Consider the following 23,732-nt stretch of genomic DNA (forward strand, 5'->3'; position numbering starts at 1 on the left):
GTAAGGTGCGAGGCCCGTCACGGGCCTCGCGGTGCCTCTCAGTCGACCAGTTTTGCCGCCAAAGCCTTGACCCGGCCAAGGTCCCCCTTGGCCACCTTGGTCACACCGGCGCCATACTCCGGATCGGCCTTGTAGAGGAAAGACAGGATGATGTGCTTGCTTTCATCATCGGTGCTCGCCAGCGAACCGCCAAAGCTCTCGATCAGATCCTGACGTTCCTTCTTGCTGAAGGATCGATACAGATCACCGGCTTGCTTGAAGTTCTGCTCGCGCTGGATCTTCGCCTGCTGAGTGCTGCCTTGCAGGGACGACTGGCTATACCGTGCGCCTTGTGGCTCCTCACGCGGATGCAGGCGGCTCGGCTGGTAGTTAACGCCCGTGCTGCTGGCGCCGAAGTTCATCGCCCCATCCTGATTACCATTGTTCACCGCTACCTTTGGAGCGTTGACGGGTAATTGCAGGGCATTGGCACCCAGGCGATACATTTGAGTATCGGCATAAGAGAACACTCGACCTTGTAACAAGCGATCTTCCGAAGGTTCGATACCGGGAACAACATTGGCAGGTGCCATGGCAACTTGCTCAGTTTCCTGGAAGACATTCGAAGGGTTACGGTTCAACACCATTTGTCCAACTTTTCGCTCAGGAACATTGGGCCAGATCTTGGTTGCATCCAATGGATCGAAATCAAACTTGGACAAATCTTGCGAATTCAGAACTTGGACGTACAAGTCCCACTTCGGAAAATTGCCTTTACTGATATTCGCTACCAGGTCATTGGTCATATGACTGTAATCCTGACCCTGAACTTTTACGACTTGTTGCGGATCGAGATTCCTGATCCCCTGCAAACTTTTCCAGTGAAACTTCACGTAATGCACTTCGCCCTTGTCGTTGACCAACTTGTAGGCATGTACACCATTACCGTCCATCTCCCGATAACTGGCTGGCGTCCCTGAGTTGGAATACAGCTCGGTCAAAGTGCGGGTGGCCTCAGGGACATGGGAGAAGAAGTCGAAGCGACGGGAGTCATCATCAAGGTTGGTGCGCGGGTCCGGCTTGAACGCATGCACCATGTCCGGGAACTTGATCGCATCACGGATGAAGAACGTCGGAAAGTTGTTGCCCACCAGATCCCAGTTTCCGTCGGCGGTGTAGAACTTGGTCGCGAAGCCCCGCGGGTCGCGCAGGGTTTCCGGGGAGTGGTTGCCGTGCACTACGGCAGAAAAACGCACGAACACCGGCGTTACCTGCCCGGCGGCGAACACTTTGGCCTTGCTCAGATCGCTGAGATCGTTGGTTACAGTGAACGTGCCGTGAGCACCGGTGCCACGAGCATGCACGACGCGCTCGGGAATGCGCTCGCGGTCGAAGCGCTGCAGCTTCTGGATCAGTTGCACGTCCTGCAACAGCACCGGGCCGTTGGCACCGGCGGTTTGCGAGTTCTGGTTGTCGCCCACCGCTGCACCGTTATCCCGGGTCAGGGGCGCGGCGTGCACGGAAAAGGTCAGCAGGCTGGCGGCGAGTACGCCAAACGTACGGCGATGGGGAACAGCCCCGAGGCCAAGAGTGGAATTCATTTTCAGGCTCCTCTGTTTTTTGAGGCGCATCCAGGTGCGCCAGACAGAGGCTAGAAGCTCGATCAGCCAAACATAAATAGAAAGATCGTAACGCGATGATTGATTAATTTTTCTTCCAGATCAGCGGCTTGCAGCGTATTTCGCGCGCGATTAGTGGCACTTTGCAAACTAATGGCGAATCGATGTGTCGATAAATGCGGGCATTGTAAGAAGGTGTTTCGCGCAGGACGCGTTTTGCTGATTTACACTGCTGACACCAAACTCATCTGTAACAAGGAAATAACTATGGGCGTGCTTAGCGAGTTCAAGGCCTTCGCGGTCAAAGGCAATGTGGTCGACATGGCCGTCGGTATCATCATCGGCGCGGCCTTCGGCAAAATCGTTTCATCGTTTGTCGGTGACGTGATCATGCCGCCAATCGGCCTGCTGATCGGTGGGGTGGACTTCAGTGACCTGGCAATAACCCTGAAAGCCGCCGAGGGCAGCGCCCCTGCAGTCGTGATGGCCTACGGCAAGTTCATTCAGAGCATTCTGGACTTCGTCATCGTCGCGTTCGCGATTTTCATGGGCGTAAAAGCCATCAACCGCCTGAAGCGCGAAGAGGCCGTGGCACCTACCCTGCCACCGGTTCCGACCAAGGAAGAAGAGTTGCTGGGCGAGATACGCGACTTGCTCAAGGCCCAGAACAACCGGCCTTGAAGACTGAAACGGCACCCGAGGGTGCCGTTTCTTTACCAGTAGTTTTCCACCGCCACCTGCCCTGGCCGACGGGTCAGGCTGAGGCTCATGCCTCGTTGCTTGAGCAAGGCCCGAGTGTCATCGATCATCTGCGGATTGCCACACAGCATGACCCGAGAATGGAGCGGATCAAGGTTGACCCCGGCCGCGCGCTCCAGCTCACCGTTTTCAATCAGGGTGGTGATACGCCCGTTCAGGGCACCGGCATGCGACTCACGCGTCACGACCGGGATGAACTGAAACTTGTGCGCGTATTCGGCCAGGTAATCGCGCCGCGTGAGTTCGCCGATCAGCTGTTGATAAGCCAGTTCCCTGGCTTCCCGCACGCTGTACACCAGGATGATTCGCTCGAATCTTTCCCAGACCTCGAAATCCTGCAAAATCGATAGAAATGGAGCCACACCGGTGCCCGTGGATAACAGCCAGAGGTCGCGGCCATCGATGAAACGATCCAGCGTCAGATAGCCGAAGGCCTGGCGATCCACCAGCAATGTATCGCCCGCCTTGAGCCGGCTCAGCTCACTGGTGAACTCCCCGCCGGGTACCACGATGGAAAAGAATTCAAGGAACTCATCGAATGGCGAAGACACCATGGAGTAGGCCCGCCAAACCGTGCTGCCGTCATCCTTGGTCACGCCGAGCCTGGCAAACTGCCCGGCACGAAAGCGAAAGCCCGCGTCTCGGGTCGTACGCAATGTAAACAGGCTGGACGTCAGTGGTCGTACATCGATCAAGGTCTGGCGGCTGATTTTTTCTGCACTGGCGGTCATCGGTACCTCCCTGGGCCAAGGTCACAGTGTCCCGCAATAAAGCCCAATAAAAAACCGGACAATTAGTAGTGGTTAATGACGCAAATAACTACTGGCACAATGACATAGTTCAATTCTTGAAATTATGATCTGCATTTAATGATGCATAGGCGGCTAATCACAAACGACTAATTATCTCCAATCTAAGAGCGAAAAATTCCAAACACTTATGCAGGAAGCGTCCTACACTCGTTTTCGTGCACGAATATTGGATCCAAAATCGCACCCCAGCGAAAAATATCGGAGAATCTTCAAATGGAAATTTGGAAGGAGTCGCAGATAAAGCAGCTGACATTTGCCACGAGAATTGATACTGCTTACCCGATTCTGCTGACATTTGCCAAAAACATAGGCTTCCAGTTCTGCGGCATTTCAATCACTTCACCTGATCGAAATACACTGCAAAAGCCCTTGCGCTTCAATAACTACCCTCCAGCCTGGAATAAACAATATGAGGAGGAAAGCCACTGGGAGTTTGATCCGGTAGTCACACACTGCACTCGCTCAATGCTCCCCATTTCCTGGAGCAAAGAGTTATTTTCAAAAACACCACAGTTGTGGAAGTCGTTAAAGGACCAGGGACTGGAGCACGGCTGGTCGCAATCCTTTCATCACGAAGAAAGCGGTCTGTGCAGTATCCTCAGCCTGGCCCGGCCTCACTGCCCGATCACTTCGATCGAGTTGTACGAGCATTTTGGCTACATGCTCTACGTCACCCGCCATCTGAGCGAACTCTTCGCCAGTACGCTTCCTTCACGGCCCGAGAAGGCTCGACCGCCTCGCCTGTCTGCACGAGAGGTCGAAGTGCTGAAACTCTGCGCCTGTGGCAAGACAGCTTATGAAACCGCGAGAATCCTCAGCCTGAGTGAGCGCACCGTGAACTATCACGTGCAGAACGTGATCGTGAAAATGAACGTCTGCAACAAGATCTCTGCAGTCATTGCCGCCGCCAAGGCGGGGATCATCTAGTCGGGATCACCAAAAACAACCAAGTAATGCCGTCGAAAAAAAAGTACCATTTACGACCTTCCTGAGTGATGACGCCAAACTTCGCGCCGCTGTTCACCTGGACGGTTCCGCCGCACGACACTCAGGGCCGCGGTACACCCGTTGATTACCCAGAGTCCCCGCCCCATGCCTTTGCTCGATACGCCCTTCGCCCAGCTTGATCTGATCCGCCAGCCCGAACAGCAGAACGAACCGCTGCAAGCCTTCGACGCAGCCGACGAATACCTGCTCAATCATCTGGCCGAACAGAATCTGCCGGCGGATACCCGAGTATTGGTGCTCAACGACAGTTTCGGAGCGCTGGCCATCAGCCTCTCAGGCAAAGTGCAGGTCAGCACCAGCGGAGATTCGTTCCTGGCGTTTCAGGGCCTGGAAAAAAACCTGTTGCGCAATGGCCTGGCGTTCGATGCACTGCGCGGCACGCCAGCCAGCGAGCCGCTGGTCGGGCCATTTGACCGGGTGCTGATCCGTGTCCCGAAAACCCTGGCGCTGCTGGAGGAGCAACTGATTCGCTTGCAGGGCCAACTGGCCCCCGGCGCGCAAGTGGTGGCAGCGGCGATGGTCAAGCATTTGCCCCGTGCCGCCGGTGATTTGCTGGAACGCTACATCGGCTCGGTTCAGGCTTCGCTGGCAGTGAAGAAGGCACGATTGCTGATCGCCACGCCCGAGACCAAGGCCCCCGCCGTCTCGCCCTACCCGACCCGCTATCGCCTCGACGAGCCGGCCATCGAACTGCTCAACCACGCCAACGTGTTCTGCCGTGAAGGGCTGGACATCGGCACCCGCGCCTTCCTTCCGCACCTGCCGAAAAACCTCGGCTCAGCGCGAGTCGCGGATCTTGGCTGCGGCAATGGCGTACTGGCCATTGCCAGCGCCCTGCAAAACCCCGATGCGCATTACACGCTGGTGGACGAGTCGTTCATGGCCGTGCAATCCGCTGCCGAAAACTGGCGCGCGGCGTTGGGCGAGCGGGATGTAATCGTGCGCGCCGGTGACGGCCTGGCCGGACAGGAAGCGCAGTCGCTGGACGTAGTGTTGTGCAACCCGCCGTTCCACCAGCAACAGGTGGTCGGCGACTTCCTCGCCTGGCGCATGTTCCAGCAGGCCCGCGAAGCGCTGGTGGTCGGTGGTGCGCTGTACATTGTCGGCAACCGTCACCTGGGTTATCACAGCAAGCTGGCGCGGCTGTTCCGGGGTGTCGAGCAGGTCGCGGCCACACCGAAATTCGTGATCCTCAAGGCGCGCAAATAATCCGGGCAAAAAAAACCCTCCGGTCGGAGGGTCAAAAGTCCGTGCCGCAAGGCAGCGGGATGGGAAGTCTCAGTGCGTGGTCAGGCCTGCGGCGTTCATGAACATGCGCATCAGGCTGGCGACGATGAACAGTGCTCCGACGCTGCCGACCCAGATCATCGCCAACCAGCCGAGCCGCTGCCACAGCGGCTTTTTTTCGGCTTCTTCAATGTCGTGCAGGGAATGTTTGCCGGTCATGCTTTCATCCTCCAGTTGAGGGAGATGGCGCCGCTACCGGCGCCATCGTGATCACCACTAGTGATAACCGTCTTCATGGGTGACCTTGCCGCGGAACACGTAGTAGCTCCAGAAGGTGTAACCCAGGATGAACGGGATAATGAACAGCGTGCCCACCAGCATGAAGCCCTGGCTTTGCGGAGGCGCGGCGGCGTCCCAGATCGAGATCGACGGCGGTACGATGTTCGGCCACAGGCTGATGCCCAGACCGCTGTAGCCGAGGAAAATCAGCACCAGGGTCAGCAGGAACGGCATGTAGTTGGCATTGCGTGCCACTGCGCGAATCAGACCGTACATCGTCACCAGCACGAGGATCGGCACCGGCATGAACCAGAACAGGTTCGGCATGCTGAACCAGCGTGTCGCGATTTCCGGGTGGGCCAATGGCGTCCAGAGGCTGACGACACCGATCACCGCCAGCAGCACGAAGGCCAGCGGGCGTGCCAGGTCATGCATCTGCTCTTGCAGCTTGCCTTCGGTCTTCATGATCAGCCAGGTGCAGCCGAGCAAGGCGTAAGCCACCACCAATGCAGCGCCGCAGAACAGCGTGAACGGCGTCAGCCAGTCCAGTGAACCGCCGGCGTATTGCCGGTTGACCACAGGCAAGCCGTCGATGAACGCGCCAAGCGCCACACCCTGGAAGAACGTCGCCGCCACCGAACCACCGATGAACGCCTTGTCCCACAGGTGACGCTTGTCGTCTTTGGCCTTGAAGCGGAACTCGAACGCCACACCGCGGAAGATCAGCCCGATCAACATGAAAATCAGCGGCAAATACAGCGCCGACAACACCACCGAATAGGCCAGCGGGAACGCGCCGAACAACGCAGCGCCCCCCAGTACCAGCCAGGTTTCATTGCCGTCCCACACCGGGGCGACGGTGTTCATCATCACATCGCGGTCGGTCTTGCCGGGGATGAACGGGAAGAGAATCCCGATCCCTAGGTCGAAACCGTCCATGACCACGTACATCATGATCCCGAAGATGATGATCACGGCCCAGATCAGCGGAAGATCAATACCCATGACTCAAATCTCCTTGGTCAGGCTGCGGTCGTGTTCGGCGCCATCGTCGTCGGCAGCGGACAACGGACGGGCCGGCGTGCGTTTCTGGCCAGGACCACCCTCGTTGGTTTCCTTGCCCTCGTCGGTCTTCGGCCCTTTGCGCACCAGACGCATCATGTAGCCCAAACCCGCACCGAACAGTGCGAAGTACACCACCACGAACATGATCAGCGTGATGCTCATCTGCATGAAACTGTGGTTGGAAGACGCATCCGCCGTGCGCATCAGCCCGTAGACCACCCATGGCTGACGACCGATTTCAGTGGTGAACCAGCCCGCCAGAATCGCGATCAGACCGGACGGTCCCATCCACAACGCCAGATACAGGAACGGCCGCGATGTGTAGAGCGTGTCACGCTTGCGCAGCCACAGGCTCCAGAGACCGGTGAAGATCATCAGGAAGCCGAGGCCGACCATGATCCGGAACGACCAGAACACGATGGTCGAATTCGGCCGGTCTTCCGGCGGGAATTCCTTGAGCGCCGGGACTTGCTTGTCCAGCGAATGGGTCAGGATCAGGCTGCCGAGGTACGGGATCTCGACGGCGTATTTGGTCTTTTCTTCCTTCATGTCCGGCCAGCCGAACAGGATCAGCGGCGTCGCTTCGTTACCGACGTTTTCCCAGTGACCTTCGATCGCGGCGATTTTCGCCGGCTGGTGCTTGAGGGTGTTGAGGCCGTGGAAGTCGCCGATGACCGCCTGGATCGGTGCGACGATCAACGCCATCCACATTGCCATCGACAGCATGGTGCGGATCGCCGGGTTGTCCTTGCCACGCAGCAGGTGCCAGGCGGCCGACGAACCGACGAAGAACGCGGTTGCGACGAATGCCGCCGTCGCCATGTGCATCAGGCGATAGGGGAATGACGGGTTGAAGATGATTGCCAGCCAGTCGGTCGGGATCACTTGGCCGTTGACGATCTCGAAGCCCTGCGGCGTCTGCATCCAGCTGTTGGAGGCAAGAATCCAGAAGGTCGAAATCAGCGTGCCGATGGCCACCATGACCGTGGCGAAGAAGTGCAGCTTGCGCCCGACCTTGTTCCAGCCGAAGAGCATCACTCCGAGGAAACCGGCTTCAAGGAAGAACGCCGTGAGCACCTCGTAGGTCAGCAAAGGCCCTGTGACGGAACCTGCGAAGTCCGAGAAGCGGCTCCAGTTGGTGCCGAACTGGTAGGCCATGACCAGCCCCGAGACCACGCCCATGCCGAAGTTGACGGCAAAGATCTTCGACCAGAAATGGTAGAGATCGCGGTAGGTGTCGTTGCCGGTTTTCAGCCACAGGCCTTCCAGTACCGCGAGATAGCTCGCAAGACCGATGGTGATTGCCGGGAACAGGATATGGAACGAGATGGTGAACGCGAACTGGATTCGGGCGAGATCTAGTGCCTCTAAACCGAACATAAGCTTTCCTCTATCAGATAACGGTTCCAAGGCTGGCGGCCTTGAACCACTGCCCCCACGGGTATGGAGTGCGGCGAACTCGGATTCGTTCTTCTTTTTACAGGCATCGCGACGCAGGGAGTCTGCCGACGGATCACCGATCAGTTCCGCGAAGGGTCTTGATCTGGATCAATCAACGTAGAAAGAGTAGTCCCATTTCCGACGGGGAACCGCGTGGTCTTTTGCCGCGTGACAAGTTGCCTCACAGGCCTGGCAACGCCCCGAAATACATCCTTGGCCAGATCTGTTGTCCGGATACCGAAAAATCGATGTCTGGCTAACTAATTTTTTTGTTATGGCAACTTTCTGTTACAGACTGGTGATAATCTCGCGATTCCCCTCGATCAAGACCGGCCCGCAGATGCCCAGCCAAGAGCCCTTGCTGTTACGCCACCACCGTCCCTTTCTTGCGTTCTGGTTTGCCCGGATCTTCACCGCCAGCGGTTTTCAGATGCTCACCGTGGCGATCGGCTGGAACCTCTATCAACTGACCGGCAACGTGCTCGATCTTGGGCTGGTCGGGCTGGTGGAGTTCGCGCCGCGGGTACTGTTCATGCTGCACACCGGCCACGTTGCCGATCGCTACGATCGGCGCAAGGTCGCGGCGATCTGCCAGTCGCTGCAGGCCTTGATCGCCCTGGCACTGGCTATCGGCAGCGCTACCGATCAGGTCACCCGGGAAATGATCTTTATCCTGGCGTTCCTGCTGGGCGCCGCGCGCTCGTTCGAGATGCCGACCACCCAGGCGCTGCTGCCGAGCATCGTGCCCAGTGTGCTGTTCCCACGGGCGGTCGCCGCCGCGCAGTCCGCGCAGCAATCGGCCACCATCGTCGCCCCGGCCCTTGGCGGTCTGCTTTATGCCTTCGGCAGCGTCTGGGTGTATGGCCCGACCGTCGTTCTGTACGTCATCGCCTGCACACTGATGCTCAATCTGCCCGCGCGACAGACCCCGCTGAACAGAGGCAAGGCGACACTGGATTCGTTGTTGGCGGGGGTCCGTTTCATTCGCAGCCGCCCGGACATTCTCGGGGCGATTTCGCTGGACCTGTTCGCGGTGCTGCTCGGTGGCGCTACGGCATTGTTGCCGGTGTTCGCCAAGGACATTCTGCTGACCGGTCCATGGGGCCTGGGGTTGCTGCGTTCGGCGCCGGCGGTCGGGGCGTTGATGATGTCGCTGTTCCTGGCGCGCTTTGCCGTCGAGCGAAACGTCGGACGGGTGATGTTCACTGCCGTCGGTGTATTCGGTGTGGCTACCATCGCTTTCGGTCTGTCGACGTCGTTCTGGTTCTCACTGGCGGTATTGGTAGTGCTGGGCGCGGCGGACATGATCAGCATGGTGATCCGCGCCTCGTTCGTGCAACTGGAAACCCCGGACGAAATGCGCGGCCGGGTCAGCGCGGTGAACGGCCTGTTCATCGGCGCCTCGAACCAGTTGGGCGAATTCGAATCCGGCCTCACCGCCCACTGGTTCGGCACCGTGCCGGCGGTGGTGATGGGCGGGGTCGGCACGCTGGTGGTGACCGGAACCTGGATCAAACTGTTCCCGACCCTGGCCAACCGCGACCGGATGCATGTGCCGGTGGAAGAGGTGAAGGCCTAGCTACACGGGCTCCACCAGCGGGGCCATCCCCCAAGCACAAATAGCTCGAAAAGATGCGGTACATAGATACCGCATTGAGTGTAATGTATCGCCTTACACTCGCCGCATGATCAAATCCTTTCAGCACAAAGGCCTTCGCGGCTTCTATGAAACCGGTTCGACTCGCGGGATTCGTGCCGATCACGCCAAACGGCTGTCGCGCATGCTGCAGTTCATGGATCGCGCAGCGGCTCCCGGGGATCTGGACCTTCCCGGTTGGCGTCTGCATCCACTGAAAGGGGAGCTTTGCGAGTACTGGTCACTCAGTGTGTCCGGGAACTGGCGGGTTATCTTTCGATTTGCAGGTTCGGATATCGAACTGATCGACTATCTGGATTACCACTGACAGGAGGCAGGCTCATGCCCATGCACAACCCGCCACACCCCGGTGAAACACTGCTGATGGACGTATTGCCGGAACTTGGGATCAGCGTGACCGAATTGGCTCGGCATCTTGGATTCGCTCGTCCTCACCTTTCCCGTGTTTTGCACGGGCATGCGCCGATCAGCCCGGATCTGGCCGTGCGACTGGAACGCGCGGGGATTGGCAAGGCTCGCATGTGGCTAGGCGTTCAAACCGATTACGACCTTTGGCAAGCCGAGCACCGTGAGCAGCCAGCCATTCAACCAATCGCTGCTCACGCCTGACCTTCTCAGGCCAGCAACTCCCCCGCCACCTTCGCTCTAACGGCCTTGCCCGCCAGTTGCTCGACCAATGTCAGCGCAAATGCCAGCGCGGCGCCGGAACCCTGGGCGGTGATGCAATTGCCGTCGACCACCACCGGTTGATCAACAAAGGTGCAACCGGAGAGGTTATGGCTGGTGACGGGCAGGCAGGTCATGCGGCGTTGACGTAATACACCGAAGCTTTGCAGGGCGACCGCCGGGGCTTCGGCGATGGCGGCGAACAGGCGTCCGGCGCTGGCCTGGTCCTTGAGCAATTGTTGCAGAGGCTGGTGCGCGGCAAGATGTTGTGCGCCGACCGCTCCGCCGGGCAGGACGATCAGGTCGAAGGTCTGGGCCAGCACATCAATGAGCATGCCGTCGGCGGTCAATCGCGTGCCTCGGGCGCAGGTCAGCATGCGCCGGCCCTCAATGCTGGCCGCTACCACTTCGACGCCGGCCCGGCGCAGCACGTCGATCAGGGTCACGCTTTGCAGATCATCGATGCCCTCGGCGAGGGTAATCAGGGCTCTAAAGGTCATGGGCGCTTTCCGCTGGGTGATCTTTAAAGCGTAGTCAGCTTTGCCCTGCCCTGTTCGCGGCAGCCGTTACTTGATGTAAAGCTGGGTCGACATCGTGTTGCGCGGGGCGTTGATCGATGTATTGCTGAAGGTAAAGGTGCCTTCCTGACGGGCCGCCAGATCGAAGGTATACAGCGAGCCGACGGTTTTGCTGCCGGGCGTGCACTCGGTCAGATTGCCGTTATCAAAGGCACACACCGGGCTTCGCGTGCCGTTCACTTCAAAGCCGTCCAGTGCCGCTTGCGGCTGGCTCTGGCCATAGCCGATTTCCAGCACATAAACCTTGATGCCCGGCGCGCTGTGATCGCAGCGGGTCTGCACCTGACCATCGGTAATGTCTTCGAGCCCGCAGGACGCCGACTGAACCTTGATGACTTTCACCTCGCTCAATGGCGGTGCCGACGCCGCGAGTGCCGCCGGTACACCGGCCAGCAGCAAGGCCATCAGTCCAGCGGTCTTCATCCAACCCTTGCTCATGCGATCCATCCCCGAAAAAACAGCGCGCAGTATGGCGTACTTGGCCGTGGTGCAAAACTTCGCCGACGATCGATACCAACATCCGCCATATTCCTCACGCTGCTGGTATGATGCGCGGCTTTTTCCGGCCCACCACAATTTTCCAGGCGCTTGCGACGGTCTGTGCTTTGCTGTTGAGGTCGATACATTCACGGCGCCACGCGCGCCACGGGGAGCAGACATGCTGGAAAGGCTGTTTCAACTCAAGGCACACAACACCAACGTGCGGACCGAGATTCTGGCGGGCGTCACGACCTTCCTGGCCATGGCCTACATTCTGTTCGTCAACCCGAGCATCCTCGGCGAGACCGGCATGGACAAGGGCGCGGTGTTCGTCGCCACGTGTCTGGCAGCCGCCATCGGCTCCACGGTCATGGGTCTGATCGCCAACTACCCGATCGCCCTCGCACCCGGCATGGGCCTGAACGCCTTCTTTACCTACACCGTCGTGCTGCACATGGGCCACACCTGGCAGGTAGCGCTGGGCGCGGTGTTCATTTCGGCCGTGTGCTTCTTCCTGCTGTCGATCTTCCGCATCCGTGAATGGATCATCAACAGCATTCCGCTGCCGCTGCGTTCGGCGATTGCTGCCGGTATCGGTCTGTTCCTGGCACTGATCGCTCTGCACAACGCCGGCATCGTGGTCAGCAACCCGGCGACCATGGTTGGCCTCGGTGATCTGAAGCAACCGGCACCGATCCTCGCGACTCTCGGTTTCGCCCTGATCGTTGCCCTTGAAGCCCTGAAAGTGCGCGGCGCGGTGCTGATCGGCATTCTCGCGGTGACCATCGTTTCCATCGTGATGGGCTTCACCCCGTTCGGCGGCGTGACGTCGATGCCACCTTCGCTGGCCCCGACCTTCCTGCAACTGGACATCAAAGGCGCGCTGGACATCGGGCTGGTCAGCGTGATCTTCGCCTTCCTGTTCGTCGACCTGTTCGACAACTCCGGCACCCTGATCGGCGTCGCCAAGCGCGCCGGCCTGATGGGCAAGGACGGCCACATGCCGAAAATGGGCCGTGCGCTGATCGCCGACAGCACCGCGGCCATGGCCGGTTCGCTGCTGGGCACATCGACCACCACCAGCTACATCGAATCCGCAGCGGGCGTCAGTGCCGGGGGCCGCACCGGCCTGACCGCCGTCGTCGTTGCGATTCTGTTCCTGCTGGCGTTGTTCTTCTCGCCACTGGCATCGAGTGTTCCGGCCTTCGCCACCGCGCCGGCACTGCTGTTCGTCGCCGTGCTGATGACTTCGGGCCTGGCGGAAATAGACTGGGAAGACATCACTGTCGCCGCGCCGGTCGTGGTCACCGCCCTGGCGATGCCATTCACCTATTCCATCGCCAACGGCATCGCCTTCGGCTTCATCGCCTGGACTGCGATCAAACTGCTGTCCGGCCGCGCCCGTGAGCTGAACCCGGCGCTGGTGATCCTGTCGATTCTGTTCGTGATCAAGCTGGGTTGGTTCAACGCATGACTTTTGATTCCCAGGCCTACGCCGCACAACTCGAAGACAAGGTCACGCGCCTGCGTGACCTGCTGGCCCCGTTCGATGCACCGGAGCCAACGGTGTTCGACTCGCCGCTGCAGAACTTCCGCCTGCGCGCCGAATTCCGCCTGTGGCGCGAGGCCGGTGAACGGCATTACGCGATGTTCTCCCAGGACGACAAACGCACGCCGATCCTGATCGAAGAGTTCCCGATCGCCAGCCTGCGCATCAACCAGCTGATGCCGCAATTGAAAGCGGCCTGGCAGGCCAGCGCGGCGCTGAGCCACAAGCTGTTTCAGGTGGAGTTTCTGACCACCCTGGCCGGCGACGCGATGATCACCCTGTGCTATCACCGTCCGCTGGATGAGCACTGGCACGCGGCGGCCACCCAGCTGTCGGCGGATCTGGGCGTCAGCATCATTGGCCGCTCCAAGGGCAAACGCGAAGTGCTCGGCCTCGATTACGTGGTCGAGAAGCTCGACGTCGGCGGCCGCACGTTCAGCTATCGCCAGCCGGAAGGTGCGTTCACCCAGCCCAACGGCACCGTGAACCAGAAGATGCTCAACTGGGCATACGAAGCACTGGGCGATCGCAGCGACGATCTGCTGGAGCTGTACTGCGGCAACGGCAACTTCACCCTGCCACTGGCAACCCGCGTGCGCAAAGTGCTGGCCACCGAAATCAGCAAGACCTCAGTCAATGCCGCACTGAGCAACCTGGCCGAAAACGCTGTGGATAACGTCACCCTGGTACGTCTGTCCGCCGAAGAGCTGACCGAAGCCCTGAACGAAGTTCGCCCGTTCCGCCGCCTGCACGGCATCGACCTGAAAAGCTACGAATTCGGCAGCGTGTTCGTCGACCCGCCACGGGCCGGCATGGACCCGGACACCTGCGAACTGACCCGTCGCTTCGACAATATCCTGTACATCTCCTGCAACCCGGAGACTCTGGCGGCCAACATCGCCCAACTGCACGACACGCACCGCATCACCCGCTGTGCGTTGTTCGACCAGTTCCCGTGGACCCACCACATGGAATCCGGCGTGTTGCTGACTCGCCGTTGACGGCAGATGCCAGAGACAAGAAAGCCGTCCTGACCGACGGCTTTTTTGTGCCTGTTCATGACGCAGGATCAATCTTGCGCGGGCGCCCACCCTTCCTGCCGTTGGCCCGGGCAGCTTCAGCTTTCGCAGTGCTGCTCTGGCGACCGTTGCGCGAAGCGATCACCGAGGCGGCCATGGCCATCAAGGGCTGACTGGCCGAGATCATGCCGGCGATGGAAATCTGCAGGTCCTTGCCGTCGTGGCAGAGCGCGGTGCCGGCAAAGCCGACGTTCAACCTGTTGAAGTCTTCAGGTTCGAAATCATCGAATTCCCGGTAGAGATTCACCGGCAGCAATACGCCGCTGTCGTCCTCGAAGTGAATCACCAGGCATGGTTTCTGAAAGGCCACCGACACGGCTTGCAGGCTGCTGCGGCGACGCAGCCCTCCCCGCTCAACAGCTTCATCGAGGCGCTTTTCCGTTACCGGTCGATCAGCATGCAAACCGGCCTTTACTGTTTTCATAGTTCGATCTCCACACCTTCCTGAGCACCAACCAGGGCCAGCAGGGTTTTGTTTTCTTCTGGTTCGTAATATGCCGATCCGATTCTGAAGGTCGCTCTGGTGACTTCGCGCATGACCGCCACTTCGTTCGAGTCCCCGTCCCACCATTGGTTATCGAGACAGGCAGTCTGCAGACGAGTCCACCAAATTCGACGGGCCCGCCGCAGATGAACAGTTTCACGCAGCGATTGGCGCAGCCCCTCAAGCACTGCAATCGGTGGCCGACGCGAAAGGGGCACCACATCCCATAACTCCACGCCGTTGTGCCAGAAGCTGAATTTGAAACGGGCACTCCATGCACCTGAATCTACGTGCGCATGGGGCGGACAATGTTCGTCTCGCAACATGATCACCACCGACAATCCCTTGTAACTGCACACTTTCATGCTAACCCATCCGTTAGGTTAAAGAGTTTCGAAAACTGCCATTCCCTGACAATTCCGACCATCGGCATTGCTGCCTCAAATGGTCAGTACGTTTTCGAGCCTAGTGCGGGATTCAGGAAAGCCCTGGGCAAAATGGTAAGCAGTTCTTTCGCACCGGCCGCGCATTTGCTACATACGAAGATTCATTCCCCGGTGTAATCAATCATGCAGCGACACTTTGACGATCTTCAGCTGGGCAGCATCGAGTTGTTTTGCCTGGCTGCCGAGTGCGGCAGCTTCACCGGCGCGGCGCAGGCGGCTTCGGTGACGCCGGCAGCGGTGAGCCGCTCGGTGTCACGCATGGAGGAACGCCTGGGTGTACGCCTGTTTGCACGCACCACCCGCAGCGTGAAACTGACCGACAGCGGCCGACGCTACTACGAAGAATGCAGCCAGGCGCTGGCGCAACTGGTCGAGGCGCAACGGGAAGTCATGGGCCAGCAGCAGGAACCGTCCGGCACCTTGCGTATCAGTATTCCCACGACTTACGCCCATCATCGGATCCTGCCGCTACTGCCCGCGTTTCGTGCGCGCTTCCCACAGGTGAAGGTCGACATGCACATCAGCAATCGCAACATCGACTTCGTCGGCGAGGGCTACGACATGGCGATCCGCGTGCGAGCGATTCCCGATTCCGGTCTGATCGCCCGGCATCTGGAAGATGCGGCGCTGGTGATGGTCGCCAGCCCCGACTACCTCAAACGCGCCGGCACGCCGCAGACCCTCGAAGACCTCGAACAGCACGAATGCATTCAATACGAACTGCCCAGCAGCGGGCGGCGGATCACCTGGCTGTTTTACGACGAGGACGCGCCACGGGAAATCCTCGCCGAGGGCAATTTCTGCTGCTCGGACGATGTGCTCGGTGGCGTGACCCTGGCCAAACATGGCGCCGGGTTGTTCCAGACCTATCGCTTCATTGTCGAAAAGGAACTGGCCGACGGCTCGCTGGTGGAAGTGCTCAAACCCTACAGCGGACGCTCGCGACCGTTCACGTTGCTGTACCCGCAAAATCGCCACATGCCACTGCGTGTCAGGGCTTTCATCGATTTTCTGGTCGAGCAGTTGCCGCAGTGAATTGCACCAGTGTTCGATCACCGCACACAAAACCGGGCCGTCGATGCAGAGCAATTGATTAAAGTAACCAGCTAGTACAATTTAACTCCACAAGCCGAAACCCTCGGCCCAAGCCAAAAACAATAAGTGGAGTTTGTCCCCATGCCCCCTATCGTTCTGGTGCTCAACGGCCCGAACCTGAACCTGCTCGGCACCCGTGAACCGGCCACGTACGGTCACGAAACCCTGGCCGACATCTCTGCCCTGTGCGGGCGCGCCGCCGAAGAATTCGGCCTGGCCGTGGAGTTTCGCCAGACCAACCACGAAGGCGAACTGCTCGACTGGATTCACGGCGCCCGCCAGCGTTGCGCCGGCATCGTGATCAATCCGGCTGCCTGGACGCACACCTCGGTAGCGATCCGCGACGCCCTGGTCGCCAGCGAATTGCCGGTGATCGAAGTCCACCTGTCCAACGTCCACGCCCGCGAGCCGTTCCGTCACCACTCGTTCGTCTCGGCCATCGCCACGGCCGTGATGTGCGGCTTCGGCAGCCACGGTTATCGCCTGGCCCTGGAACATTTCCACCAGCGGTTGAAGGGGTGATCCGCATGAACCACAACAACGTGATACTCGCCGGGCTGATCGGCGCCGGCATCCAGGCGTCCCGTACTCCGGCGCTGCATGAACATGAAGGCGACGAACAGGGACTGCGTTACCTGTACCGGCTGATCGATCTCGATCAACTGCAACTGGACAGCAGCGCCCTGCCCGACCTGCTGTTGGCTGCCGAGCGAATGAACTACACCGGCCTGAACATCACCTTTCCGTGCAAGCAGGCAATCATCCCGCTGCTCGATGAGCTCTCACCCGAAGCCCGGGGCATCGGCGCCGTGAACACAGTGGTGCTGAAGGACGGCAAACGCGTCGGCCACAACACCGATTGTCTGGGTTTCGCCGAAGGATTTCGTCGCGGGCTGCCAGACGTTGCCCGCGAACGTGTGGTCCAGATGGGCGCCGGTGGTGCAGGCGCGGCGGTGGCCCACGCCTTGTTGAGCGAAGGCGTACAGCAACTGAGCATTTTTGATGTGGATGTCGAACGGGCCGAGAGCCTGGCGAACAACCTCAATCAACATTTCGATGCGGGCCGGGCCGTGGCCGGACACGATCTGTCGAGCGCGCTGAGTCATGCCGATGGCCTGGTGAACACCACGCCGATGGGCATGGCCAAATTGCCGGGCATGCCCGTGCCGGCCGCATTGCTGCGTCCAGAATTGTGGGTGGCGGAGATCGTGTATTTCCCGCTGGAAACCGAACTGCTGCGCAACGCCCGCGCCCTGGGTTGCCGAACCCTGGATGGCGGCAATATGGCGGTGTTTCAGGCAGTGAAGGCGTTTGAGCTGTTCAGCGGCAAGGTGCCGGATGCGCAGCGAATGCTCGCGCATTTTCAAAGCATGAACGGATAAACCCTGAGGGGGCGACGCCCCCTCGACTTCGGTCACGCCTGCAAGTAACGCAGCACCGACTCGCAAATCATCTCGCGATGACGCTGCTTGATGGTTTCATCCGGCAGGTCGATCTGAAAGATCTCACCGAACGTGTGGCGGTTGGATACGCGATAGAAACAGAACGAACTGATCAGCAGATGCACGTCCAGCGCGTCGAGCCCGGCACGGAACACACCTTCAGCGGCACCGCGCGCCAGGATCTCGCCCAGCGAATCGAGGATCGTGTTGTTCATCGCCTTGATCGCGTCGGAACGCTTCACGTACTCGGCGTTATGGATGTTTTCGATGCAGACGATCCGCACGAAATCGACGTTGCGATCGTGGTGATCGAAAGTGAATTCCACTAGGCGCCGGATCGCTTCCACTGGCGGCAACTCGGCCAGGTGCAGGCGGTTCTCGGTGTTGCGGATATCGCCGTAGAGCTTCTCCAGCACCTCGACGTACAACTGCTCCTTGCTGCCGAAGTAGTAATAAATCATGCGCTTGGAGGTGTGGATACGCTCGGCGATTGCATCGACGCGGGCGCCGGACAGCCCCTGCTGGACGAACTCGACGATCGCCTCCTGCAGGATATTCTCGCGGGTCTTTTCCGGGTTGTTCTTGCGACTCTTGCGCGGCTCTACCGCGGGTAGAACGGGAGCTGCGGGAAGTTCTGAAGTCATTGTCATTGCGGGCTCACGGCCATCACTGCACAGGCTGGCGATTATGGGCCGCGCGGCACAGTGAAGGAAGCCGCGCGGCCCGTGTTTAATCCCGCGTTTACGAATTTCCTACAACTTCGCCTGGCGAACGGCACCACTGCGTGCTTTGGCCATCGCAGCCAGCCGCACCGCGACGTTGGCCGCGCCATAACCGGCATAACCGTTCTTGCGCTGGATGATCTCGAAGAAGAAACGCCCCTCGAACGGCTCGGTGTAGACGTGGAACAACTCGCCACCTTGTGCATCGCGGTCGTACAGCACGTTGTAGTACGCCAGCTCGCTGAGGAATTCGTCGTCGAAATCGAAGCGCGCCGCGAGGTCATCGTAGTAGTTGAGCGGGATATCCAGCAGCGGGACACCCGCTTCTTTCGCCCGGCTGACCTCGGCGAAGATATCGTCACAATCGAAGGCAATGTGATGCACCCCGGAACCGCGATAACTCGACAGCGCGTGTGAGATCGCGGTGTTGCGGTTCTCGGAAATGTTCAGCGGCAGACGGATCGAACTGTCGCGGCTACGCAGCGCGCGACTCTTCACCAGACCGTACGGATCCGGCAGCACCACCTCGTCATCAGCCTCGAAATCCAGCAGGCTCTTGTAGAACAGCACCCAGCTGTCGAGGCTGTCTGCCGGCAGCGCCATGGCCATGTGATCGATGCGTTTGAGACCGCCGCGAGCCACAGCATCCGGCAGAAGATTGAAATCGGTGCCGTAGACATCCGCCTCTTCATCCACCAGATAAATCAGGCTGCCATCCGGCGCCCGCACCGCTGCCAACTCCAGTTCATTGGGGCCGACCAGCCCGCGATACGGCTGACCTTTATAGGCGACGGCGCGGGCCAGCGCACTGGCACTGTCCTTGACCCGTACGGCAGTGGCGCACAGCGACGGGCCGTGGGCTTCGAAAAAGCTGTGGCCGAACGAGTAAGGTTCAGAGTTGAGGATCAGGTTGATATCGCCCTGACGCAACAGGCTGACGCTCTTGGAGCGATGCTGGCCGGCCTTGACGAAACCCAGCCGTTCCAGCCAGTTCGACAGCTTGGCACCCAGGCTTTCATCCACCGCGAACTCAAGAAACTCGATGCCGTTGTATTCGCTGGCCTTCGGCGTCTCGAAGAGGATGTCGCGGTTATCCACAGGGCGGACTTCCTGCTCCAGACGCTGGCGGGTTTTCTCCTCCAGGTACAGCAGCGAACGCAGGCCGTCGGCGGCATTGGCCCGAGGCGGTGCGGCGCGGAAGCCGTCATTGAAGATTTCCAGCGACAGCGGCCCGGTGTAGCCGCTCTGGATAATCGGCGCGAGAAAACCCGGCAGATCGAATTCGCCCTGCCCCGGGAAGCAGCGGAAATGCCGGCTCCACTCCAGCACATCCATCGCCAGGATCGGCGCGTCAGCCATCTGCACGAAGAAGATCTTGTCGCCGGGAATCTCGGCAATCGCCCGTGGATCGCCCTTGAGCGACAGGGTGTGGAAGCTGTCGAGCAACACGCCGAGGGCCGGGTGATCGGCCTGACGCACGATGTCCCAGACCTGTTGATACGTGTTCACATGGCGGCCCCAGGCCAGCGCTTCATAACCGATGCGCAAGCCACGGGCGCCGGCGCGCTCAGCCAGCAGGCGCAGGTCATCAATCAGGATCTGCTGGTCGCCGACACTGTCTGGCGAGGCATTGCTGCAGACCAGCACCAGGTCGGTGCCCAGTTCCTGCATCAGGTCAAACTTGCGCTCGGCCCGCTCCAGGTTGCGCTCCAGACGATCGCGGCGGCAGCCTTCGAAATCGCGGAACGGCTGGAACAGGGTGATGGCAATCCCGAGGTCGGCGCACATCTGCCTGATTTCCCGGGGACTGCCGTCGTAATACAGAAGGTCGTTCTCGAAAATCTCCACCCCGTCGAACCCGGCGGCGGCAATGGCTTCGAGCTTTTCCGGCAGGGTTCCGCTCAAGGAAACGGTGGCAATGGATCGCTGCATGTTTCAACTCCCGGTGGAGACGTCGGCTACGGGGATTGCGCCGCTTTTATAAGATGAGCGAATTATTGGTCCCGGTTTTTCATTGAGCAATTTAAACTGTACTACCCGGTTAGTTTTGCGTGCGATTATCGAACACAATGCCGGTTTGGCGAATTGACGATTTTTCGTCCACTGCCCAACATCCCTTTCACCTTGAGTCCGGAACTGAACCACCGGTCGCAGCGTGCACAAAAAAAGCACACCAAATAACAAATCCAAAAACGGGTGGAACACATGATTCCTTCACAGACTTCCCGCATGGCTTCGGCCATGAGCACTGCCACGGGTGGCATCGGCGACAAGATCCGCGGCGCCATGGCCGTCGGCAAGACCCGTTGGGGCATGCTGGCGCTGGTGTTTTTCGCCACCACCCTCAATTACATCGACCGCGCCGCCCTCGGCGTCATGCAGCCGATCCTCGCCAAGGAAATGAGCTGGACGGCGATGGACTACGCCAACATCAACTTCTGGTTTCAGGTCGGCTACGCGATCGGTTTCGTGCTGCAAGGGCGGCTGATCGACCGGGTCGGCGTCAAACGCGTGTTCTTCTGCGCGGTGCTGCTCTGGAGCCTGGCCACCGGCGCCCACGGTCTGGCGACCTCGGCGGTGGGCTTCATGGTCTGCCGATTCATCCTCGGCCTGACTGAAGCGGCCAACTACCCGGCCTGCGTGAAGACCACGCGCCTGTGGTTCCCGGCCGGCGAGCGCGCCGTGGCCACCGGCATCTTCAACGCTGGTACGAACGTCGGCGCGATGTTCACCCCGATGCTGCTGCCGTTGATTCTTCACGTATGGGGCTGGCAAGCCGCGTTCCTGTGCATGTCGGCACTGGGCGGGATCTGGCTGCTGTTCTGGGGTCTTAAGTATTTCAACCCGGAAGATCACCCCAGCGTCAAACAGTCGGAACTGGACTACATCCAGAAAGAAGTCGAACCGGAGCAGGCCCGCGTACCGTTCTCGAAAATCCTGCGGATGCGCGGCACCTGGGCCTTCGCCCTTGCCTACTCGCTGACTGCGCCGGTGTTCTGGTTCTACCTGTACTGGCTGCCGCCGTTTCTCAATCAGCAATACAACCTGGGCATCAACGTTACCCAGATGGGCATTCCGCTGATCATCATCTACGTCACCGCTGACTTCGGCAGCGTGGGCGGCGGGATTCTGTCTTCGTTCCTGATCGGTCGCGGCATGAACTCGATCAAGGCGCGGCTGCTGTCGATGTTCCTGTTCGCCTGCTGCATCATCGGCGTGGTCATGGCCGCCGGCTCCGCCAACCTGTGGATCGCCGTCGCCGCCATCTCCCTGGCCATCGGCGCGCATCAGGCCTGGACCGCCAACATCTGGAGCCTGGTGATGGACTACACACCCAAGCACATGATGAGCACGGTGTTCGGTTTCGGCGGCATGTGCGCGGCGATCGGCGGGATGTTCATGACCCAGATCGTCGGCCATATCCTGACCGTCACCAACAACAACTACACCGTGCTGTTCACCCTGATTCCGGCGATGTACTTCATCGCACTGACCTGGATGTACTTCATGGCACCGCGCAAGATTCCTACCATCACCGAATAACCTTCCTGCACCGACCGGCCTGATTTCAGGCCGGTCACGTCTTCAGCGCCGGCTCTGCTGCCACGCTGCCGCCAGTCCGCTGCAACAGATCACCGCAATTCCGATCACTGTCATCAGGGTCGGCGTGTGAGCAAACAGCAGCCAGCCCAGCAACCCTGCAAACACAATCTGGCAATAACCGAACGGCGCCAGCAACGCCGGTGCGGCATGGCGGAACGCCTGTGTCAGAAACAGGTGCGCGGTCATCCCGCAACTGCCCAGCGCCAGCATCAACAACGCATGTCCCAAACTGGGCACCTGCCAGAAGAACGGCACCAGCGCACTCATCACCAGCGTGTTGCACAACCCGGCGAAAAAATTGCTGGTGGTCGGGCTGTCGACCTCGCTGAGCTTGCGGGTCAGCAACTGATAGAAGCAGAAAAACAGCGCCGAACAGAACGGCAGGAGAATCGCCGGGGTGAACAGGTCACCGCCCGGATGGACGATGATCAGCACACCGATGAACCCGCACACCACCGCGATCCACTGACCGCGCGTCACCCGCTCCTTGAGCAGCGGCACCGACAGCGCCGTCACCAGCACCGGCGCAAGAAAGTTGACCGCCGTGGCCTCGGCCAGCGGGATGTACAGCAACGCCGTGGTGAAAAACAGGCTGGTGCCCAACAGGCACAACGCCCGCGCCAACTGCCACAACGGACGCTTGGTGCGCAGCACGCGCAGTCCGGACTGCGGCAGGAAAATCCCCGCCATCAGCAGCGTGTGCACCAGATACCGCGCCCACACCACCATCACGATCGGATAAAAACCCGAGAGGTATTTCGACAGCGCGTCGTGACTGGAGAACAGGAAGGTTGCCACGACAATCAGCAAGATCCCCTTGAAGGGTTGGTTGACGCCGGAAAGCGGAGTGCTGACGGTCATGGGCTCTCTCTGAATGAAAAATAAACGGTGACGAGGACGCGTGCGCCTCGCCCCTTGAAGCAGACTTAAAGCCGGGCCAACAATTCCCGTGTCCGGTCGATCGCCATTTGCGCCCGCTGCAATCCACTCACGCCCTGCTCCAGCAATTTGACCGTGGGAATTTCCAGACTCAGGGGAAGGTTAGCCGGAAGGCAGCGCAATAAGCCGCTCAAGTCACAATCCCCCTCGCCAGGAAACCGTCGTTCATTGCGGGCCTGACGCAAGATCTCGGCCATGTCCGTCGGCCTCGGCCCGGCAACATCGCACAACTGTGCGTAGCGCAGCCGTGAGGACGGCACACCGGTCAGATCTTCCAGCCGCGATCCGGAACGGTCGAAGTGAAACGCATCGACCAGCACCGCACCGTTTTCGCGCCCGGCGTTGTCGACGATGCGCAACGCCTGCTCAAGATTGCGTGCATCGGTCCACGGCATGAACTCCAGATGCGGATGCAAACCGTAGGGCGCCGCCCGATCGCAGAGTGCCGCAAAATTATCGGTGAGCCGCTGCTCGTCAGGATCGTTTCCGGCGACCAGCAATTCACTGGCACCGAACTCCGCGCCGACGCTGAGCAGTGGCTCGAAATCCGCCACCACCGTGTGCGGTTTCAGACGCAGGATTTCCACGTCGAGCACGCCGATTCCGGTGTCACGCAAACGCGCCAGTGTCTGACGCCGCAAATCGCCATCGGCTACCAACGGAAAGTGATATTCCTCGGCCGTCGCCGGCTCCAGACGCAAGCCGACATGGCTGTATCCGGCACGGGCGGCGACCTCGACCATCTCGGGTGGCGACAACTCCAGCACGGTCAGGCTGGCCAGGGACAGAATTCGTTCGCTCATG

The 23,732-nt window shown here is 59.9% G+C and carries 25 protein-coding genes; 12 read left to right on the forward strand and 13 right to left on the reverse strand.

Annotated features, from left to right (window positions below):
* Window positions 1-38: 38 nt before the first annotated feature.
* Window positions 39-1,580: a catalase KatB gene (gene katB / locus ACSPX5_RS19625; RefSeq protein ID WP_439820112.1), complete on the reverse strand. Its 1,542-nt coding sequence runs from the start codon at window positions 1,578-1,580 to the stop codon at window positions 39-41.
* 285 nt (window positions 1,581-1,865) lie between these two features.
* Here katB and mscL point away from each other — a divergent pair, with 285 nt between their 5' ends.
* Complete coding sequence (gene mscL / locus ACSPX5_RS19630; RefSeq protein ID WP_102354481.1) at window positions 1,866-2,279, forward strand: large-conductance mechanosensitive channel protein MscL; 414 nt, start codon at window positions 1,866-1,868, stop codon at window positions 2,277-2,279.
* Between the two features lie 32 nt (window positions 2,280-2,311).
* Here mscL and ACSPX5_RS19635 read toward each other — a convergent pair whose 3' ends face one another.
* On the reverse strand, window positions 2,312-3,088 hold the full coding sequence (locus tag ACSPX5_RS19635; RefSeq protein WP_323161200.1) for a ferredoxin--NADP reductase: 777 nt from the start codon (window positions 3,086-3,088) through the stop codon (window positions 2,312-2,314).
* Window positions 3,089-3,382: 294 nt separating this feature from the next.
* Here ACSPX5_RS19635 and ACSPX5_RS19640 point away from each other — a divergent pair, with 294 nt between their 5' ends.
* Both ACSPX5_RS19640 and ACSPX5_RS19645 read left to right on the forward strand, forming a co-directional pair.
* Window positions 3,383-4,096: an autoinducer binding domain-containing protein gene (locus tag ACSPX5_RS19640; protein WP_169432004.1), complete on the forward strand. Its 714-nt coding sequence runs from the start codon at window positions 3,383-3,385 to the stop codon at window positions 4,094-4,096.
* A gap of 165 nt (window positions 4,097-4,261) precedes the next feature.
* A complete protein-coding gene (locus ACSPX5_RS19645; protein ID WP_439820113.1) occupies window positions 4,262-5,386 on the forward strand; it encodes a methyltransferase in 1,125 nt (374 codons plus the stop codon).
* 69 nt (window positions 5,387-5,455) lie between these two features.
* Here ACSPX5_RS19645 and ACSPX5_RS19650 read toward each other — a convergent pair whose 3' ends face one another.
* The 3 genes from ACSPX5_RS19650 to ACSPX5_RS19660 are packed head-to-tail and all read right to left on the reverse strand — an operon-like array spanning window position 5,456 to window position 8,128.
* Window positions 5,456-5,623, reverse strand: a complete 168-nt coding sequence (locus ACSPX5_RS19650) for a DUF2474 domain-containing protein (RefSeq protein ID WP_007950992.1) — start codon at window positions 5,621-5,623, stop codon at window positions 5,456-5,458.
* Between the two features lie 57 nt (window positions 5,624-5,680).
* Entirely contained in the window at window positions 5,681-6,688 is a 1,008-nt protein-coding gene (gene cydB, locus ACSPX5_RS19655) for a cytochrome d ubiquinol oxidase subunit II (protein WP_169432006.1), read from the reverse strand.
* 3 nt (window positions 6,689-6,691) lie between these two features.
* Window positions 6,692-8,128 carry a cytochrome ubiquinol oxidase subunit I gene (locus ACSPX5_RS19660; RefSeq protein WP_169432007.1) on the reverse strand — a complete coding sequence of 479 codons (1,437 nt, stop codon included), beginning with the start codon at window positions 8,126-8,128 and terminating at the stop codon, window positions 6,692-6,694.
* Window positions 8,129-8,528: 400 nt separating this feature from the next.
* Between ACSPX5_RS19660 and ACSPX5_RS19665 the strand changes: the two genes are divergently transcribed.
* From ACSPX5_RS19665 to ACSPX5_RS19675, 3 genes are all read left to right on the forward strand, one after another.
* Window positions 8,529-9,767 (forward strand): MFS transporter, encoded by a 1,239-nt coding sequence (locus ACSPX5_RS19665; RefSeq protein ID WP_439820114.1) that lies wholly within the window; start codon window positions 8,529-8,531, stop codon window positions 9,765-9,767.
* A 106-nt stretch (window positions 9,768-9,873) separates the two neighbouring features.
* Window positions 9,874-10,152, forward strand: a complete 279-nt coding sequence (locus tag ACSPX5_RS19670; protein WP_085747693.1) for a type II toxin-antitoxin system RelE/ParE family toxin — start codon at window positions 9,874-9,876, stop codon at window positions 10,150-10,152.
* A gap of 14 nt (window positions 10,153-10,166) precedes the next feature.
* The gene (locus ACSPX5_RS19675) at window positions 10,167-10,454 is read left to right on the forward strand and encodes a HigA family addiction module antitoxin (protein ID WP_045121630.1); all 288 of its coding nucleotides are present in this window, start codon (window positions 10,167-10,169) and stop codon (window positions 10,452-10,454) included.
* A 5-nt stretch (window positions 10,455-10,459) separates the two neighbouring features.
* Here ACSPX5_RS19675 and ACSPX5_RS19680 read toward each other — a convergent pair whose 3' ends face one another.
* Together ACSPX5_RS19680 and ACSPX5_RS19685 are read right to left on the reverse strand one after the other, a co-directional pair.
* Window positions 10,460-11,011, reverse strand: coding sequence for a DJ-1 family glyoxalase III (locus ACSPX5_RS19680; RefSeq protein WP_439820115.1), 552 nt, complete (start codon window positions 11,009-11,011; stop codon window positions 10,460-10,462).
* A gap of 66 nt (window positions 11,012-11,077) precedes the next feature.
* On the reverse strand, window positions 11,078-11,527 hold the full coding sequence (locus ACSPX5_RS19685; RefSeq protein ID WP_169432010.1) for a DUF4879 domain-containing protein: 450 nt from the start codon (window positions 11,525-11,527) through the stop codon (window positions 11,078-11,080).
* Between the two features lie 220 nt (window positions 11,528-11,747).
* On the opposite strand from ACSPX5_RS19685, the gene ACSPX5_RS19690 reads away from it, so the two are divergent.
* On the forward strand, window positions 11,748-13,043 hold the full coding sequence (locus ACSPX5_RS19690; protein WP_207864712.1) for an NCS2 family permease: 1,296 nt from the start codon (window positions 11,748-11,750) through the stop codon (window positions 13,041-13,043).
* A complete protein-coding gene (trmA, locus tag ACSPX5_RS19695) occupies window positions 13,040-14,119 on the forward strand; it encodes a tRNA (uridine(54)-C5)-methyltransferase TrmA (protein WP_169432012.1) in 1,080 nt (359 codons plus the stop codon). Before ACSPX5_RS19690 ends, trmA begins: the two co-directional genes overlap by 4 nt.
* Before the next feature lie 55 nt (window positions 14,120-14,174).
* On the opposite strand, the gene ACSPX5_RS19700 is transcribed toward trmA, so the two are convergent.
* Complete coding sequence (locus ACSPX5_RS19700; RefSeq protein WP_439820116.1) at window positions 14,175-14,621, reverse strand: DUF2442 domain-containing protein; 447 nt, start codon at window positions 14,619-14,621, stop codon at window positions 14,175-14,177.
* The gene (locus ACSPX5_RS19705) at window positions 14,618-15,046 is read right to left on the reverse strand and encodes a DUF4160 domain-containing protein (protein WP_439820117.1); all 429 of its coding nucleotides are present in this window, start codon (window positions 15,044-15,046) and stop codon (window positions 14,618-14,620) included. Before ACSPX5_RS19705 ends, ACSPX5_RS19700 begins: the two co-directional genes overlap by 4 nt.
* A gap of 204 nt (window positions 15,047-15,250) precedes the next feature.
* Here ACSPX5_RS19705 and ACSPX5_RS19710 point away from each other — a divergent pair, with 204 nt between their 5' ends.
* The 3 genes from ACSPX5_RS19710 to ACSPX5_RS19720 all read left to right on the forward strand — a co-directional run bounded on the left by ACSPX5_RS19710 (window position 15,251) and on the right by ACSPX5_RS19720 (window position 17,604).
* A complete protein-coding gene (locus ACSPX5_RS19710) occupies window positions 15,251-16,162 on the forward strand; it encodes a LysR substrate-binding domain-containing protein (protein ID WP_439820118.1) in 912 nt (303 codons plus the stop codon).
* A gap of 141 nt (window positions 16,163-16,303) precedes the next feature.
* The gene (aroQ, locus tag ACSPX5_RS19715; protein WP_169432015.1) at window positions 16,304-16,744 is read left to right on the forward strand and encodes a type II 3-dehydroquinate dehydratase; all 441 of its coding nucleotides are present in this window, start codon (window positions 16,304-16,306) and stop codon (window positions 16,742-16,744) included.
* 5 nt (window positions 16,745-16,749) lie between these two features.
* Window positions 16,750-17,604 carry a shikimate dehydrogenase gene (locus ACSPX5_RS19720; RefSeq protein WP_169432016.1) on the forward strand — a complete coding sequence of 285 codons (855 nt, stop codon included), beginning with the start codon at window positions 16,750-16,752 and terminating at the stop codon, window positions 17,602-17,604.
* A gap of 32 nt (window positions 17,605-17,636) precedes the next feature.
* Here ACSPX5_RS19720 and ACSPX5_RS19725 read toward each other — a convergent pair whose 3' ends face one another.
* Window positions 17,637-18,314: a TetR family transcriptional regulator gene (locus tag ACSPX5_RS19725; RefSeq protein ID WP_439820119.1), complete on the reverse strand. Its 678-nt coding sequence runs from the start codon at window positions 18,312-18,314 to the stop codon at window positions 17,637-17,639.
* A gap of 102 nt (window positions 18,315-18,416) precedes the next feature.
* Window positions 18,417-20,318 carry a 3-dehydroshikimate dehydratase QuiC gene (gene quiC / locus ACSPX5_RS19730; RefSeq protein ID WP_207864700.1) on the reverse strand — a complete coding sequence of 634 codons (1,902 nt, stop codon included), beginning with the start codon at window positions 20,316-20,318 and terminating at the stop codon, window positions 18,417-18,419.
* Between the two features lie 273 nt (window positions 20,319-20,591).
* On the opposite strand from quiC, the gene ACSPX5_RS19735 reads away from it, so the two are divergent.
* Entirely contained in the window at window positions 20,592-21,929 is a 1,338-nt protein-coding gene (locus ACSPX5_RS19735; RefSeq protein WP_439820120.1) for an MFS transporter, read from the forward strand.
* A 42-nt stretch (window positions 21,930-21,971) separates the two neighbouring features.
* On the opposite strand, the gene ACSPX5_RS19740 is transcribed toward ACSPX5_RS19735, so the two are convergent.
* The gene (locus tag ACSPX5_RS19740) at window positions 21,972-22,850 is read right to left on the reverse strand and encodes a DMT family transporter (RefSeq protein WP_169432020.1); all 879 of its coding nucleotides are present in this window, start codon (window positions 22,848-22,850) and stop codon (window positions 21,972-21,974) included.
* A 65-nt stretch (window positions 22,851-22,915) separates the two neighbouring features.
* Window positions 22,916-23,731 (reverse strand): sugar phosphate isomerase/epimerase family protein, encoded by an 816-nt coding sequence (locus tag ACSPX5_RS19745; RefSeq protein ID WP_169432021.1) that lies wholly within the window; start codon window positions 23,729-23,731, stop codon window positions 22,916-22,918.
* Window position 23,732 lies beyond the last annotated feature (1 nt).

This window comes from Pseudomonas sp. HLG18 (genome assembly GCF_051903985.1).
GTDB classification, from domain to species: domain Bacteria; phylum Pseudomonadota; class Gammaproteobacteria; order Pseudomonadales; family Pseudomonadaceae; genus Aquipseudomonas; species Aquipseudomonas fluorescens_BT.